Here is a 19952-nt window from a genome sequence, read left to right as displayed (position 1 = left end):
TATGAAAAACCTACTCTTAATATTCATCTTATCTACGCTGTGTTTTAGCTGTAAATCGCCAGAAGCACGAATGCCAGAATCTGTACAATCGGGTTCTTTCTTAAAAGCCTCTGCCGAGCGTAATAAAAAGCTAAACGAGCACGAACGCCAGCAAATTCAAGACATTATAAAAAGTAATCCTAATAAAAATTATATCGCTTCAGAAAGTGGATTTTGGTATTATTACAATACAAAAATTGAGAGTGACACTATACAACCCCAATTTGGTAGTGTTATAAATTTTACATACGATGTCTCTAATATCGAAGGAGATGAAATTTATGCTAAGACCACCAAAACCTATGTTATGGACAAAGAAGAATTGTTCACCGGTTTACGTGAAGGCTTAAAACTTTTGAAGCCATCTGAAACAGCAACTTTTATTTTTCCATCTCAAAAAGCATTTGGCTATTATGGAGATGAATATAAAATAGGAACTAACATTCCTTTAATTTGTGAAGTAACTTTAAACACTATAATTGAAAAAAATGATTAAAAAAGCACTTACCGCATTCGTTGTACTATTAGTATTGGTAAATATATCCTGCCAAGAACGTTATTCTGATTTAGGAGATGGAATTTATGCCGAATTTGTAACATCAAAAGATACGATGGTTGCAAAACTATTTTTTGAAAAAGCACCTGTTACAGTCGCTAACTTTGTAGCTTTAGCAGAAGGAAATCATCCCTTAGTTAAAGAAGAATTTAAAGGAAAGCCTTTTTATGATGGATTAACATTTCACCGAGTAATGAATAATTTCATGATTCAAGGAGGTGATCCAACAGCTTCAGGAACTGGTGATCCTGGTTATAAATTTGAAGATGAACTTGTACAGGAATTGCAACATGATAAACCAGGAATATTATCTATGGCCAATTCTGGTATTAACTCTAATGGAAGTCAATTCTATATCACTGAAAAAGCAACTCCATGGCTAGATGGTTACGATGCTGAAGGAAACTTAAAAGATTGTGCAAACCCAAGAGTATATTGCCATTCTGTTTTTGGTGAATTAGTAAAAGGATTAACAGTATTAGATACTATATCTAATGTAAAAGTAGAACCTCGATCTAGCAAACCACTTGAAGATGTGGTTATTACAAAAGTAAATATCATAAGAATTGGTTCAACCGCAAAAAAATTCGATGCTCCTAAAGTATTTACAGAAGAATTACCAAAAATTAAAGAAAGAGCAGCTATCGCTAAAGCTGAAAAAGAAGCAAAAGCTGAAAAAGAAAGACTAGAAGCAAAAGCAAAAGCTGATTTAGCAAAAACCGAGTTCTTAAAAAAGAACGAAGAACTTAAAGGACGTAAAATTGAGTCTCCAACAGGAATGGCTATGATATTTACTCACGAGAGTAATGGTGTTACACCAAAATCTACAGATCGTGTCAATATCGAATGTGCTGGTTATTTAGAAAACGGAGAGTTGTTCTGGACCACTTGGAAAGATGTCGCTGAAAAAAATGGAAAATATGACGAACGAATTGATAAAGCTGGTCGTTATACTTCTTTTGACATGCCTTACAACGAAACAGCGACCTTAATAGCAGGTTTTAGAGAAGCTATGTTACATATGAAAATAGGTGACAAAGCAAGAGTTTATATTCCTTACTATTTAGGTTATGGAGAAAGAGGAAATCCTCCTGTAATACCTGGAAATGCTAACCTTGTTTTTGACATTGAATTAGCTGGAATTAAAAAATAGTTACTATAACTGAATAATATAAAAAGACCTGTTAAGTTTAGAACTTAACAGGTCTTTTTTTGCTCTAATTTCAATATTGTCTTTACTAAAAAAACAATAAAGTGAAATTTATGATCCTTTATAATTAAGCTTTAGGAATATTTTCTAAAATCTCTAATACAAATTTCCAATACTTTTGAGCAGAAGAAATTTGTGCACGCTCATCTGGAGAATGGGCACCTTTAATATTTGGCCCAAAACTAATCATATCCATGTTTGGATAGTTTGTTCCTAAAATCCCACATTCTAAGCCTGCATGGCAAGCAGCAACATGTGGCTTCTCTCCATTATTTAAACGCTCATAAATTGGCACCATTAGTTTTAAAATATCAGAATCCATATTTGGAGCCCAACCTGGATAATCACCAGAAAACTCAACCTCACAACCTGTAAGTTCAAAAACAGCACGCAAGGTATTTGCTAAGTCTTGTTTTGTACTTTCTACAGAACTACGAGTTAAACAACCAATTTTTATATGCCCCTCTTTTACAATAACTCTAGCGATATTATTAGACGTTTCTACTAAGCCTTCAATATCTGGACTCATACGATATACACCATTCCATGCAGCATATAATGCTCTTGTTAAGCCTTCTTGCACACCTAAATCCATTATTTTCTCTGGAGTCTCAGTTTTAGAAACAACAACTTCTAAATCAGGTTCCATAGTTTTAAATTCAAACTTAAGCTCATCAGCTTTAGCTTTCATTTCTGCTTCAAACGCAGCTTCGTGTACCGCATCAATTGCAACAGTTGCATTACTTTCTCTAGGAATAGCATTACGTAAACTTCCTCCATCAATTTCAGAGATACGAAGTCCATAATCTTCAAAACCATCAAATAACAAACGGTTCATTAGTTTATTAGCATTACCTAAGCCTTCGTGAATTTGCATTCCTGAGTGCCCTCCTTGTAAGCCCTTTACAGTAATTGTATACCCAATTTTAAATTCTGGAGTTTCTTCTTCTTTATACTCGCGTGTTGCAGTAACATCTACTCCACCAGCACAACCCACACCAATTTCATCATCCTCTTCGGTATCTAGATTTAAAAGAATCTCACCTTTAAGTAAACCTCCTTTTAATCCTTTAGCACCTGTCATTCCTGTCTCCTCATCAATAGTAAACAACGCTTCAAGTGCTGGATGTGCAATTGTATCACTTTCTAAAATAGCCATAATTGTTGCTACACCAAGACCATTATCGGCACCAAGAGTTGTACCTTTTGCTTTTACCCAGTCGCCTTCAACATACATTTCAATACCTTGCTCATCAAAATTAAACACCGTATCGTTATTTTTTTGATGTACCATATCTAAATGCGATTGCATCACAATAGGCTTTCGGTCTTCCATACCTTTTGATGCTGGCTTACGGATAATTACATTCCCAACCTCATCTTCTATCGTTTCTAAACCTAAGTTTTGTCCAAAATCCTTCATGAATTGAATCACACGCTCTTCCTTTTTTGAAGGACGTGGTACAGCATTTAAATCTGCAAATTTATTCCATAATTCTTTTGGCTCTAAGGCTCTTATTTCTGAACTCATATTTATATAATTTTAAAAAAGCAAATTTACAAAATAAGGATAACTCTATGTGGTCATTTTAAACTTGTTTCAGAATCTCATTACAGTTCTATTTCTATAGAAGAAAAACCATGAATCAATCCTATCTTTTTCCTATTTTTGGTCTATGCTCAAAAACAAAAAATTAGGTTTAGTTATATTCTTAGGAATTCAAATTGCTTTAATTGCTATACTGAAGCATTATCCCGAATTTGTTGAGCAATTTTACAGCAATGGACTGTACGTGTTCTTATCTAAACTCAGCCGCTATGTTTTTGGCTGGATCCCTTTTTCGGTTGGAGATATATTATACACACTTGTAGGAATTTATATAATACGATGGTTAATTATAAATCGGAAACGCATCATTAAAGACACCTTAAATTGGTTCCTCGATATTGGCGCAACCTTATCAATCGCTTATTTTGCATTTCATATCCTTTGGGCATTCAATTATTACAGACAACCACTGTACAAATCCTTAAATCTTGAGGCAGATTACACCACAGAACAACTGATTTCGTTTACAGAAAAATTAATTCAAAAATCGAATAACCTACACCTTCAATTAGCAAAAAACGATACTTTAAAAGTTGAGTTACCTTATACTAAATCTGAAATTTTAAGTAAGGTAAAAGAGGGTTACAGTACACTTTCAGAAGTCTACCCGCATCTGGATTATCATCCCAAAAGCATCAAAAAATCAATCTATAGCTTACCTTTAACTTATATGGGATTTTCAGGGTATCTAAATCCGTTTACAAATGAAGCTCAAGTGAACGGTTTAATATCTTCCTACAAGTTTCCAACCACAGCTTGTCATGAAGCGGCACATCAACTCGGTTATGCTGCCGAAAATGAAGCGAATTTTATAGGAAGTCTCGCTGCCATTCATAATGACGATATCTATTTTAAATACTCAGGTCACACATTTGCACTCCGGTATTGCTTAGCTGAAATATACAATAGAGAACCAGATCTTTACATCGCTATCCTTCCTACGATAAATAAAGGTATTTTAAAGAACTACCAAGAGGTCCAAGATTTCTGGAAGTCTTACGAAAATCCAATAGAACCTATTTTCGAAAAAACGTTTGATAGTTTCTTAAAAGCAAACAATCAATCTGCTGGTATGAAAAGCTACAGTTATGTCGTTGCTCTATTGGTTAATTATTATGAGGACAAACAATTGTGAATTAGTCCTTAAAACAACAGCCCTAAAGTCCTCTCAAAGGGACAATCCAAACATTCAACATTTTAGTTAAATTTCAGCAATAGGCTTAAACTTTATTAAACGTTAAATGGCCATCTAGCTCATTAATACAACATGAATTCTACTTAGAAAATGTTAAAGTATTCAAATAATGAATACCTATTTAGCTATAATTCCTATCTTTAGAATTCAATCTAACCAACCAAAACCATATGATTAAAGTTCATTTACGGCTGCTCATTTTTATGTGCAGTTTTTCGTTATTTGCACAAGATTACTTTCCGAGCAATTCTGGAGTCATTGCAAACAACTCTAACTACACAGCATTTACAAATGCTACAATTCACGTATCACCAACCGAAATAATAGACAATGCCACGCTCCTCATTAAGGATGGTAAAGTGGTGAGTGTTGGAAAATCAGTAAACATTCCGAAGAATACAACAAAAATTGATCTTTCAGGAAAAACCATTTATCCGTCTTTCATTGATATGTATACCACTTTTGGTGTAGAAAAACCCAAACGTGGAGGCAACGGTCCACAATATGGAGCAAGCCGAAGTGGCTATTATTGGAACGACCATATTATGCCAGAGCAAGACGTTATGGCAAGTTTTAAATATGATGCAAAATCGGCATCAGAGCTACACAAGTTAGGCTTTGGTGTTGTAAATACACATATGCCAGATGGCGTTGTTAGAGGCACAGGTGCTTTAATTGCACTTAATAATAATGCGGATAATGCTATGCGTGTTGTTGATGGTGAAACTACACAACATTTATCATTTCGTAAAAGTGTAAGATCTCGCCAATCGTACCCATCTTCAATTATGGGCAGCATGGCTTTATTGCGTCAAATGTATAATGATGCCAAATGGTATGAAGCAGGCCATATTGATACTAAAGACTTATCACTAGAAGCTTTAAACAAAAACAAAAATTTACTTCAAATTTTTGAAGCTGGCAGTAGAGCTAATTTGATGCGAGCAGATAAAGTTGGAGATGCTTTTAATATTCAATATACCATTGTTGGTGGTGGTGATGAATACGAACGTATTGATGAAATTAAACGCACAAACGCCACCATTATTCTTCCCATAGATTTTCAATTGGCTTACGATGTTAATGATACATTCTTAGCAAGTACATTGTCTTTAAGCGATATGCGTGCTTGGAATCAAGAACCTCATAACCCAAGACTATTGGCTGAAAACGGTATCAAATTCGCGTTAACCACACATGGTTTAAAATCGAATAAAAGCTTTTCTTCTAATTTAATGAAAGCGATTGAAAATGGGCTTTCTAAACAAAAAGCATTAGAAGCTTTAACCACTATTCCGGCGTCATTATTAGGAAAATCAGATGTTTTAGGCACTTTAAAAACGGGAAGCCATGCCAATTTCTTAATTACTGATGGAGACATTTTTGAAAAGAAAACTAAACTTTTTGAAAATTGGGTACAAGGCACACCACATGTTATAGCCAATATGAATACAAAAGACATTGATGGCGATTACAATTTTAAACTCGCTGGAAATGATTATAAACTTACCATTTCTGGAAGCACAAGTAAACCAACAGCTAAACTTGAAAGTGGTGACCAAACTTTAGGCACAAAAATGAACTACTCAGATGACTGGGTAAATCTGACGTTCAAAACTGCTGATAGCACAAAAAAAGCATACGTTAGAATTATAGCTAACGCAGCAAACAACAATACTTTAAACGGTAAGGCTATTTTACCTAATGGTAATAAACTATCCTTTTTTGCAAATAAAGTGGCCAAAGAAGACACCAATAAAAAAGACGACAAAAAGAAAGCTACTGATGCTACAGAGACGCCTTTTATGAGTCCTATCACCTATCCTAATTTAGCTTACGGATTTACTGAGAAACCAAAATCGGAAACTTTATTATTCAAAAATGCAACCGTTTGGACAAACGAAAAAGAAGGTGTTTTAGAACAAACTGATGTCTTAATTAAGGATGGTAAAATTTCAAAAATAGGAAAAGACCTATCGAGTAAAAACGCAAAAGTTATTGATGCTACAGGAAAACATATTACGGCTGGTATTATTGATGAACATTCACACATTGCTGCCGCTTCTATAAATGAAGGAGGTCAAAATTCTTCAGCAGAAGTGACTATTGAAGATGTTGTAAATGATGAAGACATTAATATCTATCGCAATTTGGCAGGTGGAGTGACCTCCATTCAAATTTTACATGGCTCAGCCAATCCTATTGGTGGACGCTCTGCAATTATTAAATTAAAATGGGGAGAAGCTGCTGACGATTTAATCTATGATAATTCTCCCAAGTTTATCAAGTTTGCTTTGGGTGAAAACGTAAAGCAATCGCGAAGCAGAACTAATTCGCGTTTCCCACAATCGCGAATGGGTGTTGAACAGGTATTTGTCGATTATTTTACCAGAGCAAAAGCTTATGACGAATTAAAGAAAAGCGGTAAGCCATACCGACATGATGCCGAAATGGAAACACTTGTTGAAATTCTAAATGGTGAGCGTTTTATTTCTTGTCATTCTTATGTGCAAAGTGAAATTAATATGCTGATGAAAGTTGCCGAGCAATTTGATTTTAGAATTAACACATTTACGCACATCCTTGAAGGTTATAAAGTAGCTGATAAAATGAAAGCACATGGAGTTGGTGGTTCTACATTTAGCGATTGGTGGGCTTACAAATATGAAGTAAATGATGCCATTCCTTATAATGCAGCTATTATGCATAATGCTGGTGTTACCGTCGCCATCAATAGTGATGATGCTGAAATGTCGCGTCGTTTAAATCAAGAAGCAGCAAAATCTGTAAAATATGGTGGCGTTAGTGAAGAAGAGGCTTTAAAATTTGTGACGTTAAATCCTGCAAAGCTTTTACATCTTGATGACCGCGTTGGAAGTTTAAAAGTTGGAAAAGACGCCGATGTGGTCTTATGGAGCGATCATCCGTTATCTATTTATGCTAAAGCTGAAAAAACGATTATTGAAGGAGTAACCTATTTTGATTTAGCTAGAGATCAACAAATGCGTGAAGCTATTAAAAAAGAAAAAAGTGAACTCACAAACTTAATGCTTCAAGAAAAAAACAAAGGCTTAAAAACACAGCCTGTTAAGAAAAAAGAAGAGAAATTAATGCATTGTGACACCATGGATTCACACCACTAAAAACGATTTAAAATGAAAAACTTAAATAAAATAAATAGTCTATTGTTTTTGTTGTGTGTTACTTTAGGATTCGCACAGCAAACACCTGCACCTAAGCAAACCAAAGACTTTGCGATTATTGGTGCCACCGCTCATATTGGTAATGGCACTGTGATAGAAAACAGCATTATTGTGGTTAGTAATGGAAAAATAACAACCATTGGACCCGAAGCTACAACTCCACTCACCAGACAAGCCATGGATATTATTGACGCTAAAGGAAAAGACGTCTATCCCGGTTTTATTGTCGCTAACGGCACCTTAGGTTTAGTAGAAGTTGATGCTGTAAAAGCTTCTGATGACTTGTCTGAAATGGGAACATATAATCCACATATTAGAAGTATTATCGCTTATAATACCGAATCTAAAGTTACTGAGTCTATGCGACCGAATGGCGTATTACTTGGACAAGTTGTTCCAAGAGGAGGCCGTATTTCGGGTACATCTTCTGTAGTACAGTATGATGCTTGGAATTGGGAAGATGCCGCCATAAAAATGGACAATGGAATTCACGTCAATTGGCCAAGTAGTTTTAGTCGTGGGCGTTGGTGGCTAGGTGAAGATCCAGGTTTAAAGCCCAATAAGGATTATACCAAGCAAGTAAAAGAATTATCAGATTACTTTAATGAATCTAAGAGTTATAATAAAGGAAATAAATCCGAATTACATTTACCTTTTGAAGCTTTAGCGGGCTTATTTGATGGCTCTAAACGTTTATACATTAATGCTAATGATGAAAAAGGCATTACTGATGCTGTAAATTTTGCAAAGTCCCATGGAGTTTCTAAAATTACAATTGTTGGTGGTTATCAAGCAGGTAATGTCGCTAGCTTTTTAAAACAAAATGATGTGTCTGTCTTTTTAAGACGAATTCACTCTAGACCAGAATTAGAAGATGATGATTATGACACCTCTTATAAACTTGCAAAAAAGTTAGTAGATGCTGGTGTTTTAGTAGCTTTAGAACCAAGCGGACAAATGGAACGTATGAATTCTCGTAACCTCCCGTTTTATGCTGGCACCACTGTAGCACATGGCTTAACCAAAGCACAAGCCTTGCAGTTAATCACACAAAACCCTGCAAAAATCATGGGTATTGATGATATGTATGGCACTTTAGAAGTTGGTAAAAGCGCAACACTATTTATTAGTGAAGGTGATGCCTTAGATATGCGCACCAATCAATTAACACATGCTTTTATTGATGGTAGAAATTTAAGCTTAGAAACCCACCAAACAGAACTTTGGAAACGGTTTTCAGAGAAACCTAAACAAGAAGATTAACAACTATTAAATTACCTTAGCACGTTTACGTAACATCTAAACACAAAAAAAAGCGAGCCAAATGGCTCGCTTTTTTTGTGTTTAGATATATTGATTATTCAATCACTTTAGCACTTTCAGGTTTTAAAAATATCCCGTTATCTGGTGCATTTTCAGAAAGTACAACATCACTAAACTCAACTGTATTTCGTTTTTCTGTTGGCAAATTATCTTTATAGTTGTACCAGTCTACACTTTTAGGTACTAGAAGTCCATTAACCGTTTGCCAATTATTATATCTTATAAAATGAAAATCTGGACTTCCTTCTGTTCTTCCAAAGGTTACCGTATAAGCTAACCACTCCATTTGACCAGATTCAGCATTGTAAAAAACCTTATATTGATCATTTGAAGATTCTCCAACACCTGCTTCAAAAGTAATTAAGATTCCAGGATAAGTCTCTCCTTCAAAAATTAATGGGTCTGTATCTTCGTATGTTATACCTTCATCACCTAAAACAAATGGCATCGCATAGAAATAAAACATTAGACCTTTATAAAATGTAGCGTTGCCTTTATATACTTTACCTCCCTTTTCATTAATCCAAATCGTTTTTCCATCAAATCCTTGTGTGTAAGTTGGTGTATCAATTAACTCAGCTCTTGTTTTTAAATTCTCTGTGGTTTTTTCTATTCCTGTAGGTTTTGTAATGGAGAAAGAAAGCGTTTGCATTTTGTTCCAGTTATCAATGCCTCCATGTGCATCAAACACTTTAGTTATAGATTCTGGATAGATGCTTGTGGTAATCTCTTCTTGCTTTACCTCTTCTACAATTTTAGTGTCTTGTTTTGGTTCGTTTTTACAAGCTGTAATTAAGACTGCTAAAAGAAATAGGTGTACTAATTTTTTCATGATATGGTTTTAAGTTGTCTTATTGGACGATATTGAGCCTAAGTCATTACAAAAAAGTTCTAGAAATAATTTAAAAATCCGCAGTTACCTCAAGGACAAACCTTAAAACACTGACTGCTTTAACCCCTTAAATTACAAACTGCTTATAGATTTCCTTTTATCTTCAGAATTATATATTGGATTAACATTAAATAATTTAGAACTTTTTCTTTTATGATAATTTTTATTTTTGAACTGTTTACGCATAAATTCAGATTTATCAAAAACCTCATAAACACGTAGGGTATTAGCTTTTGCCACTTCAGATTTCATTTCTAATTCTATTTGATCTATTAATTTATAAATTTCTGATGAAAATTTTAAACCCATTGTTTTATATGACGAAAACTGTGAATTAGTCTCCTGTACCACCCAATACATTTTATTTTCATTAAGTTGAAGTAAGTTAGATGTATCTATTGATGAGGACTCTGAAGCAATTGGATTCTTAGAAACCATTTCTTTTACATTACTATTAATATTAATATTTGTGGTTTTAATACCTTCTGCTTTTAAATCTCTTTTTTCTAAGTACATCACAATCCAGTGTCTGCCTATTCTGGCTTGTACCACATAATTCCCTATAGAGAGATGGCTTAAACCAATTTTTGCATTTAAATTATTAATTTCAAAAGTCTCTAAATACTCGTAGTTTAATATATCAACTTGTTTTATTTTTTTATGGTCTGTAGCAAGGATTAAACTATCACCACTCTTATTCAATTTTTGTACTAAATTGAATTTTTGAGCTGCAGTGTTGGTGTTTTTTTGAAAAGTTATTCCCTGACTATAAGACGAGAGACTGACAAATACTAATATAAGGACTGTGAAATTTTTAATCATCATCAATGTTTATTTCGGTTACTTACAAATTTAGGGCTGCAAACGTTGTACTTTAAGCCCTATCCATTGAAATATTAACCCTAAAAAACGTTGTAGGATGCTGATTAAGCGACATATAAAATACTTAAACAAGTAAAAATAATAACTATGATTGAAATTTAAACCAATAAAAACAATTACCTCTTATAACTAATCCGAACAAAAAAAGCTTCAAGAAACCCCTGAAGCTTTATTTTAATACTGATAATTTAAGTTAGTTCACCACCAATTTCTGAATTACAGATATACTTTGCGTTGTTAAAGTCACAAAATATAAACCACTTTCTAAAGTAGAAATATCCAATGATAGAGACTGCTCTTGAACTTCCATTGCTGGTAAAATCAACTTGCCTTGAAGGTTTAAAACATTAACGGTTACTACTTCAGAAGAAGAATTTGCGAACTGAATGTTAACTTTGCCTTTTGCCGGATTTGGAAATAGTTTAAATTCAATAGCATTAAAGTGTTCAACATTTAAAGCTACTGAACTTTCAAGATAATCTGGAATCATGTTGTTATTCGTATCATCGTCTGTTGGATCGCCGTTGTTATTATAATCTTCATCAATAGTTAATACGCCATCGCCATCATCATCGTTATCTAAATAATTTTCAATAGTATCATTATCGGTATCCACAAATGGATGCATCGTATTTCGTCCTAATACAATATTGATTTCAACACTAGTAGCAACACCATCTCCATCGTCATCATCGTCTAAATAATTTGGAATATCATCACCATCGGTATCATCATCTTCTAGATTACCATTGTCATTGATATCTTCATCGGCATCAATGACACCGTCACTGTCCGTGTCTGTACAAACCACTTCCTCTACGTTAATCATAGTAGAAACTGTTCCACACCCAGAAAAAGCAACAACCGTTACATAATAAAAACCAGGTTCTGATACCGTTAGAGACGATTGCGTTTCACCTGGTAGAAGACCACCATCATTGGCCCATTGAAAACTATAGTCTGTAGCAGATAATTCTGTATCTAAGACCACTGAATCTCCTACACAAAAGCCATAACTACTTTCTAAATTTAACTGTGGCAACGTATTTACATATATATCAAAATTAGTAAGTGCATAGCAGCCGTCTAGATTTTCAACTCTAACATAAATAGTTTGTGGATTACTTACGTTTGTAAAATTAGTTGGATCTGAAATTGGATAAAAATTACTTGAAGCATCAGCTTCATCTATAAAATAAGAGAGTGTAAAAAGCTCTCCTGACGGATTTATTTCACCCTCGATTAGTGTTAGATCAAAAGCGGTAATTCCATCATAATTGTCATCGCATTGTACAATATCATTTGGAGTTCCCATAGCTCCAGAAGGATTTGGTAATACACGTATAGTTAATGGCGTTATACCTACACAACCTGTATTAGTATCTGTAACTGCTGCAAATAATGTCTGCGGATTTGAGGTATTTGTATAAGCTACTGAATTAGATATCATATTCATCTGCACCTGAGCATCTGATTGTGTTTCATAATAGGCTACTGACCAATCTGTATTACCCGCTGTTATTTCTAAATTGTTTGCTGTTAAATCAAATACAGCAATCTCATCGGCATTGTCGTCACATAACATCATGGATGTTGCTACAGTAACAATAGGTATTGGATTTACAACTAAGGCTAATTCAGTAAGCGCATAATTCCCAGTAGAATTAGATTCTAATCGCACATATATGATTTGTAACCAGCTGGTAATATTAACATAAGGATAATTAATCGCATAAACTCCATTGATTGCATCACTCATTGTTTCGTGATACGTTACCGTATAATCTACAGCACTTTGTTGACTTCCTAAAATTTGTGCATCTGCATAAGTTAAATCGAATAAAGCAAAACCATCATTATCATCATCGCAAACCACGTAATCGTTTGGTTGATTCGCCACCTGAGCAAATGAAATTGTGTTGATTGTTAAGAATAGAAATAGGTAAAGTAGTTTTTGTTTCATAATAGGTTAAATTTGTATCTCTCAAATATAGATATAAATAATATAGTAATGAGTAAATCCATCTCTAGCGTTCAGAATCCATTTATAAAACAACTTGTTCTGCTCAAAGAAAAAGCGAGACAACGCAAAAAAACAGGACTGTTTTTAATTGAAGGCAAACGTGAATTATCATTAGCTATAAAGGGTGCCTATAATATTGACACCTTACTATTTTATCCAGAATTATTTTCTGAAAGCGAAGCTCAAGCGATGTCACAATACAATATTGAGATTATTGAAATATCAAAAGAAGTCTTTCAGAAATTAGCACATCGCGATACTACTGAAGGGGTTATTGCTGTTGTGAATTCAAAACATCATACATTAGAAGATTTAAAATTTGAATCTAAAAACCCACTAATTTTAGTGGCCGAAGCCCCTGAAAAACCTGGTAATATTGGTGCCTTGCTTAGAACAGCTGATGCCGCAAATGTTGATGCCGTTATTATTGCAAATCCAAAATCTGATTTATACAATCCTAATATTATTCGTTCTAGTGTTGGCTGCGTATTTACAACTGAAATTGCTATGGCCAGTTCTGATGAAGCTATTGACTTTTTAAAGAAATACAATTTCAATATTTTCTCCGCTATCTTACAAGAATCAGAACCTTATCATTCACAAGATTACACCTTACCAACAGCCATTGTAGTAGGTACAGAAGCGACAGGTTTAACCAAAGAATGGCGCAAAGCTGCAACAAAAAATATAAGTATACCAATGCAAGGTGAAATTGACTCCATGAATGTGTCTGTTGCTGCTGGAATTCTTATTTTTGAAGCCAAACGCCAACGCAATTTTAAATAACCTAATTTGTTTGGTTGAGCGCAGTCGAAACCTATTTTAATAGTATTCTAAAACCTTTCACCTGAACTCTAGGTGACAAAAAAATATATTAATGACAGCACAAACCCTATTCTATATCATCATCGCTATTATTGTCATCAACTTTATAATCGATAAAGTGCTCGATGCTATAAACGCAAAACATTATAACGATCCAATTCCTGAAGTATTAAACGATGTGTATGACGCAGAGGAATATAAAAAATCACAAGCTTACAAAACCGTGAATTATAAATTTGGACTTATAACCTCCTTGTTTTCTTTTGTATTAACCTTAGGCTTCTTACTTTTAGATGGCTTTGAATACGTTGATAATTTCGCCAGACGTTATTCTGATAACCCAATACTAATTGCCTTAATTTTCTTTGGCATTATTATGATTGCTAGCGATATAATTACAACACCATTTGGCTATTACAAAACCTTTGTAATTGAAGAAAAATTCGGCTTCAATAAAACGACTAAAAAAACCTTTATTTTAGATAAATTAAAAGGTTTGCTAATGACCGTACTTCTCGGCGGAGGCATCATTGCACTTATTGTTTGGTTTTATCAAGTTACAGGAAATCAATTCTGGCTATACGCTTGGGGCATTGTAACCGCTTTCACTGTATTTATGAATATGTTTTACTCCAAACTTATTGTACCACTATTCAATAAACAAACTCCTTTAGAAGACGGTGAATTGAGAACCAAAATTTCAGCCTATGCAGCATCTGTTGGTTTTAATCTTGAAAAGATTTTTATCATCGATGGTTCAAAACGAAGTACTAAAGCCAATGCTTATTTTTCGGGATTTGGCAGTGAAAAACGCGTCACCCTTTACGATACTTTGGTCAATGATTTAGACGATGAAGAAATCGTTGCTGTTTTAGCACACGAAGTAGGACATTACAAAAAGAAACACATCATTTTCAATTTAGTGACCTCTATTCTACTTACAGGATTAACACTATTCATTTTATCCATCTTTATATCAAATCCGTTATTATCTAATGCTATTGGAGTTGAAAATCCGAGTTTTCATGTTGGCTTAATTGCTTTTGGACTACTCTACTCGCCTATTTCTGAAGTCACAGGTTTAATAATGAATTATGTTTCAAGAGTTTTTGAATACCAAGCGGATGATTATGCTAAAGCAACATACAAAGCAGAACCTTTAATCACCTCATTAAAGAAATTATCTAAAAATAGCTTGAGTAATTTAACACCTCATAAAGCCTATGTGTTTATGCATTATTCGCATCCTACGCTTTTAGAACGCGTAAATAACTTGAAAAAATAAAAGCGATTTAAATTCTAGCAACTAACAACCTTAACAAATCTTATAAACCTTGAACGCCTCCAATACAGAAGACCATTATACAAGTACAAATACTATTGAAGCTCCAGAATCAGATTACTTGTTTATTCAACCTTCACAAATTAAACATGCTGGACAAGGTTTATTTACGGCAGTTGACATTTATAAAGATGAAATCATTGCGTTGTTTAAAGGGGAAATTATCGATAACAAAGAAGCCGAAAAACGAGCAGCACAGCACCAAGATAGGTATTTTATTAACTTACTAGATGGCACTATTATGGACAGTATGCATACCCATTGCTTTGCCAAATACGCTAATGATGCAGAAGGCTTAACGCAAAGTAATTTTAAAAATAATGCTGCAATTACTTTAGACGATGATAATAATGTCTGCATCAAAGCAATAAAAGACATAAACTATGGTGAAGAAGTATTTTGCAGCTACGGTAAATCGTATTGGAAAAAGCACGGTAAATAACATTTTCTAACACCCAATACTTGTCAAAAAAACGCATCTCACACTTTTAGAACGCATTAAGAATTTAAGGTTGTAAGTTCACATTATTATAACATGACTAACCCACAATTTTTATAACTTTGAACAAAAAGAAACATAATAAAATGACAGATTTAAAAAATAGAAAAGCAATAATTACAGGAGGCGGAAGAGGTTTAGGAAAAGCAACAGCTATCGCTTTTGCTAAAGAAGGTATTGATGTGGCTATTACAGGCAGAAATGAAGCCGTTTTAAAAGAAACCGTTTCAGAATTAAAGACATTTGGAGTTAACGCTATATATGCTGTATTTGATGTGAGTAATTACGAGGAAGTTCAAGCAGGCATTACTTCTTTAATTGAAACATTAGGTGCTATAGACATTTTAGTGAACAATGCAGGTATAGCTGCTTTTGGATCTTTAAACGATATGGAAGTGGATCAATGGAGCCAAATTATACAAACCAATGTAATGGGAATGTATTACGTCACCAAAGAGGTTTTACCACATTTAATAGCTAAAAACGAAGGTGATATTATAAATATCTCTTCTACAGCAGGCTTAACAGGTAATGCTACGACTTCTGCATATTCAGCTTCAAAATTTGCCGTTATTGGAATGTCGCAATCTTTAATGAAAGAGGTACGTAAAAACAATATTAGAGTGTGTACTTTAACACCAAGCACCATAGCTTCTGATATGTCTATAGCATTAGGTATTGCAAGCAAAGATTCTGAAGACAGCGTATTACAGCCCGAAGATTTTGCAGAACTAATTGTATCTGGTTTAAAACTACCTAGACGCGCTATGATGGCTAATGCGTCGTTGTGGTCTACTAATCCGTAAAAGTTTCAAATTGAAATAAGTCATTACAAAACCTGCATTAATTGCGGGTTTTGTTGTTTTTTATTTTGAAGTATTTGTATTATTGAACTCTAAATCATTATAATTAAAACATTTAAACCCTTAAGATTGACTAGAATTAAAACACCAATAACAAATATTATAGTTAAAATACCAATTGTTATTATTTCAATCCTAGTCTTCATTCGTGATTATAATAGTTTAATTGATTATTTTGAATTAACAGGAAATAGCAACTCCATTGTTGACTATTTGAAAATAGTATTTACTACTTCAACATTAAGGACTTCATTTTTAATGCTTATTCCTCTAATTGGTGTCTTCTTAAAAACAAAAATGGGTTGGGTTCTAATGCTTTCCTTTTACTATTTTTTAATAAGCCTTTTTATTTATTTTTTTATTGATGCCGAACTTGAACGAGATGGGTCAATAGTAATTGCTTTTCTTTTCGTAATACTTCCAATGATCTTCATTGGAGTAATGAACAATAAAGACAATACAAAGGTCGTTTATCACATAAAAAGCAATGAATTAATAAAGATGAATTTAGCTTCATTTATCATAATGCTAATTCAAATAGCCATGATTAGTTTTTTTAATCTTACGCAATAATAAATACAGCTCTTGATTTTTCTATTATTACCTGAAAGAATGACACTGTTTTCTTGAAAAATCAAAGTTTATTCGAATTTCATTTAAAAAAACAATTGCCAATTAGAAATCCTTTCACTACTTTAGTTCTATGACTGAGGAAGCTATAGAAAAAGAAAATAAGGCCATTGCAAAAGCTTACAAAGAATTACTAAAAGTAAGCTATCAGACGTTAACAGATGAGGATAAAAAATTAATCCGTCATGCTTTTGATGTCGCTGTAGATGCGCACAAAGATCAACGTCGTAAATCTGGAGAAGCTTATATCTTTCACCCTATTGCTGTTGCTAAAATTGTAGCTCAAGAAATTGGTTTAGACGCCACATCTATTGCTGCAGCTTTACTTCATGATGTGGTTGAGGACAACCCAGAATATACCATTGACGATATGGAACGGCTGTTTGGAGAAACTGTTGCGAGAATTGTTGATGGCCTCACCAAGATCTCATCGTTAAAAAAAGATATGGATGTGTCTTTGCAAGCCGAGAATTTCAGAAAAATGCTTCTGACCTTAAATGACGATGTAAGAGTTATTATTATTAAAATCGCAGACCGTTTGCATAACATGCAAACCATGGATTCTATGCGTTCAGACAAGCAAGTCAAGATTGCATCTGAAACACTATACATATACGCACCTCTAGCGCATAGAATTGGACTTTACAATATTAAAACCGAACTCGAAGATTTAGGATTAAAATACACTGAACCTGAGGTCTATAATGATATTTTAGAAAAAATTAAAGATAGCAAAGAAGAGCAAGATGCATATATCAAAGCATTCTCTAAAGTTATTGAAGACTCTTTAAATACCGAAGGTCTAAACTACGAAATTAAAGGACGGCCAAAATCCATTTTTAGCATTCGTAGAAAAATGGTAAAACAAGGCGTCTCTTTTGAAGAAGTTTACGATAAGTTTGCGGTTCGTATTATTTATAAATCAGATTTAGCTAACGAAAAATTCTTAGCTTGGAAAATATATTCTATTGTAACCGATCATTTTACGCCAAATCCAATTCGACTTAGAGATTGGATTTCGTCACCAAAATCTACAGGTTACGAAGCACTTCATATTACAGTTGTTGGTCCAAAAAGCCGCTGGGTTGAAGTTCAAATTCGTAGTGAGCGCATGAATGAAATTGCCGAAAAAGGCTATGCTGCTCACTATAAATATAAAAATGCAGATGCCAAAGAAGACAATTTAGACTTGTGGATTAACCGTTTACAAGAAGCCTTAGAAAACAATGAAGCTGATGCTGTAGACTTTGTAGAACAATTTAAACTCAACTTATATTCTAAAGAAATTTTTGTCTTTTCACCCAAAGGTGATTTAAAATCGCTTCCAAAAGGGGCAACTCCACTCGATTTTGCATTTAGTATTCACACAGAAGTGGGTATGAAAACTCGCGGTGCCAAAGTGAATGGAAAATTAGTGCCTTTAAGTCATGAACTACAAAGTGGCGATCGTGTTGAGATTATGACTTCAGAAAATGCCAAACCAAACGCCAATTGGCTAGATTATGCTACTACAGCAAGAGCTAGAAGTAAAATTAAATCGGCATTAAACGAAGGCACCAAGCTTATCGCAGAAGAAGGAAAAGAGATTTTAAGACGAAAATTAAAGCAATTAAAAATAACTTTAAATGAAAGTTCCATTAATGAATTGGTTAGTTATTTTAAACTAAATACGTCTTTAGATTTATTTTATCGTGTTGGTATTGGTACTATTGACAACAGCAAATTAAAAGCATTTGCGTCTTCTCGTAGCAATGCCTTTGTTAGTTATTTTAAAAACAAAATATACAAACCATCGGTTCCAAAAGATATTCATAAAGAAGAAATTACTTCTAAATATGACATGTTGGTTTTTGGTAAAGAGGAAGAAAAACTCAACTATACATTAGCAAATTGCTGTAATCCAATTCCTGGCGACAAAGTATTTGGCTTTGTAACCATTAATGAAGGCATAAAAGTGCACAAGAAAAATTGCCCTAATGCTGTAAGCTTACAATCTAACTACGCATACAGAATTTTACAAGCAAAATGGATAGATTCGTCACAGCAAGTATACACCTCACAGATTACATTATCTGGTATTGATGATATGGGACTGGTGAATCATATTACAAAATTAATTTCCGAGAATATGCACGTAAATATGAAAAGCCTAAGCTTTTCTAGTGATGACGGTGTATTCACAGGAAAAATAACAGTGGAAGTCAAAAACCAAACTATGCTAAAAAAGGTAATTGAAAAGCTTAAAAAAATTAATGGCATTGATAAAGTTACTAGAGTATAACTCGTTTTTTTAAACTTTTAAAAAGTTATTAAAAACATGTTCATTTCTTTTCCTTTTAAATCCTAGTTTTTACAATTTATATCATTTAAAATTTGCTTAAATTTGCTCCTTAATTATGAATGCAACTACAGAAGAAAGCAACCAAGAAATTGTAAAACGCGTGTTTACACAATTCCTAGAAGATAAAGGTCACAGAAAAACACCTGAGCGTTACGCTATACTTCAAGAAATTTATGACAGCGAAGATCATTTTGATATAGAGTCTCTTTATATTAAAATGAAAAACAAAAACTACCGTGTAAGTAGAGCCACGCTTTATAATACGATTGAATTATTGTTAGAATGTGCTTTGGTTCGCAAACACCAATTTGGAAAAAGTCAAGCACATTACGAAAAATCCTATTTCGACAAAAATCACGATCATGTTATTCTTACAGACACAGGAGAGGTTATAGAATTCTGTGATCCACGCATTCAATCCATAAAAAAAACCATTGAAGAGGTTTTTGATATTCAGATAACTAATCATTCACTATATTTTTACGGTAATCGTAAAAAAGACGACTAACTCAATTTTAAA

At 33.6% G+C, this 19952-nt stretch carries 16 protein-coding genes; 12 read left to right on the top strand and 4 right to left on the bottom strand.

Annotated elements, in window-relative coordinates:
- Position 1 precedes the first annotated feature (1 nt).
- Together gldI and ABD730_RS06505 are read left to right on the top strand one after the other, a co-directional pair.
- Positions 2-535 carry a gliding motility-associated peptidyl-prolyl isomerase GldI gene (gldI, locus tag ABD730_RS06510; RefSeq protein ID WP_334467162.1) on the top strand — a complete coding sequence of 178 codons (534 nt, stop codon included), beginning with the start codon at positions 2-4 and terminating at the stop codon, positions 533-535.
- On the top strand, positions 528-1748 hold the full coding sequence (locus tag ABD730_RS06505; protein WP_344713408.1) for a peptidylprolyl isomerase: 1221 nt from the start codon (positions 528-530) through the stop codon (positions 1746-1748). Before gldI ends, ABD730_RS06505 begins: the two co-directional genes overlap by 8 nt.
- 124 nt (positions 1749-1872) lie before the next feature.
- Here ABD730_RS06505 and ABD730_RS06500 read toward each other — a convergent pair whose 3' ends face one another.
- On the bottom strand, positions 1873-3336 hold the full coding sequence (locus tag ABD730_RS06500; protein ID WP_334467158.1) for an aminoacyl-histidine dipeptidase: 1464 nt from the start codon (positions 3334-3336) through the stop codon (positions 1873-1875).
- 145 nt (positions 3337-3481) lie between these two features.
- Between ABD730_RS06500 and ABD730_RS06495 the strand changes: the two genes are divergently transcribed.
- The 3 genes from ABD730_RS06495 (at position 3482) to ABD730_RS06485 (ending at position 9075) form a co-directional block, all read left to right on the top strand.
- Positions 3482-4549, top strand: coding sequence for a DUF3810 domain-containing protein (locus ABD730_RS06495; RefSeq protein WP_344713405.1), 1068 nt, complete (start codon positions 3482-3484; stop codon positions 4547-4549).
- 230 nt (positions 4550-4779) lie between these two features.
- Complete coding sequence (locus ABD730_RS06490) at positions 4780-7752, top strand: amidohydrolase family protein (RefSeq protein WP_344713403.1); 2973 nt, start codon at positions 4780-4782, stop codon at positions 7750-7752.
- Between the two features lie 12 nt (positions 7753-7764).
- Positions 7765-9075 carry an amidohydrolase family protein gene (locus tag ABD730_RS06485; RefSeq protein ID WP_344713401.1) on the top strand — a complete coding sequence of 437 codons (1311 nt, stop codon included), beginning with the start codon at positions 7765-7767 and terminating at the stop codon, positions 9073-9075.
- Positions 9076-9169: 94 nt separating this feature from the next.
- Here the strand turns inward: ABD730_RS06485 and ABD730_RS06480 are convergent, their stop codons facing one another.
- From ABD730_RS06480 to ABD730_RS06470, 3 genes are all read right to left on the bottom strand, one after another.
- On the bottom strand, positions 9170-9967 hold the full coding sequence (locus ABD730_RS06480) for a DUF6503 family protein (RefSeq protein ID WP_344713399.1): 798 nt from the start codon (positions 9965-9967) through the stop codon (positions 9170-9172).
- A 132-nt stretch (positions 9968-10099) separates the two neighbouring features.
- Positions 10100-10849 carry a hypothetical protein gene (locus ABD730_RS06475; protein WP_334467146.1) on the bottom strand — a complete coding sequence of 250 codons (750 nt, stop codon included), beginning with the start codon at positions 10847-10849 and terminating at the stop codon, positions 10100-10102.
- A gap of 253 nt (positions 10850-11102) precedes the next feature.
- Positions 11103-12872 (bottom strand): T9SS type A sorting domain-containing protein, encoded by a 1770-nt coding sequence (locus ABD730_RS06470; protein WP_344713397.1) that lies wholly within the window; start codon positions 12870-12872, stop codon positions 11103-11105.
- Between the two features lie 48 nt (positions 12873-12920).
- Between ABD730_RS06470 and ABD730_RS06465 the strand changes: the two genes are divergently transcribed.
- The 7 genes from ABD730_RS06465 (at position 12921) to ABD730_RS06435 (ending at position 19940) form a co-directional block, all read left to right on the top strand.
- Entirely contained in the window at positions 12921-13718 is a 798-nt protein-coding gene (locus ABD730_RS06465; RefSeq protein WP_344713396.1) for a TrmH family RNA methyltransferase, read from the top strand.
- Between the two features lie 91 nt (positions 13719-13809).
- Positions 13810-15042 carry a M48 family metallopeptidase gene (locus tag ABD730_RS06460; protein WP_344713394.1) on the top strand — a complete coding sequence of 411 codons (1233 nt, stop codon included), beginning with the start codon at positions 13810-13812 and terminating at the stop codon, positions 15040-15042.
- Between the two features lie 49 nt (positions 15043-15091).
- On the top strand, positions 15092-15541 hold the full coding sequence (locus tag ABD730_RS06455) for an SET domain-containing protein-lysine N-methyltransferase (RefSeq protein WP_334467140.1): 450 nt from the start codon (positions 15092-15094) through the stop codon (positions 15539-15541).
- A gap of 143 nt (positions 15542-15684) precedes the next feature.
- Positions 15685-16404, top strand: coding sequence for a 3-ketoacyl-ACP reductase (locus ABD730_RS06450; RefSeq protein ID WP_334467138.1), 720 nt, complete (start codon positions 15685-15687; stop codon positions 16402-16404).
- 126 nt (positions 16405-16530) lie between these two features.
- Positions 16531-17034, top strand: coding sequence for a hypothetical protein (locus tag ABD730_RS06445; protein ID WP_334467135.1), 504 nt, complete (start codon positions 16531-16533; stop codon positions 17032-17034).
- Between the two features lie 130 nt (positions 17035-17164).
- Positions 17165-19372, top strand: a complete 2208-nt coding sequence (locus ABD730_RS06440) for a RelA/SpoT family protein (RefSeq protein WP_215925409.1) — start codon at positions 17165-17167, stop codon at positions 19370-19372.
- 115 nt (positions 19373-19487) lie between these two features.
- Positions 19488-19940, top strand: coding sequence for a Fur family transcriptional regulator (locus tag ABD730_RS06435; RefSeq protein ID WP_215925410.1), 453 nt, complete (start codon positions 19488-19490; stop codon positions 19938-19940).
- Positions 19941-19952: the final 12 nt, after the last annotated feature.

Source organism: Winogradskyella damuponensis (genome assembly GCF_039538385.1).
GTDB lineage: Bacteria > Bacteroidota > Bacteroidia > Flavobacteriales > Flavobacteriaceae > Winogradskyella > Winogradskyella damuponensis.
This window is presented reverse-complemented; position numbering and strand designations above follow the sequence as displayed.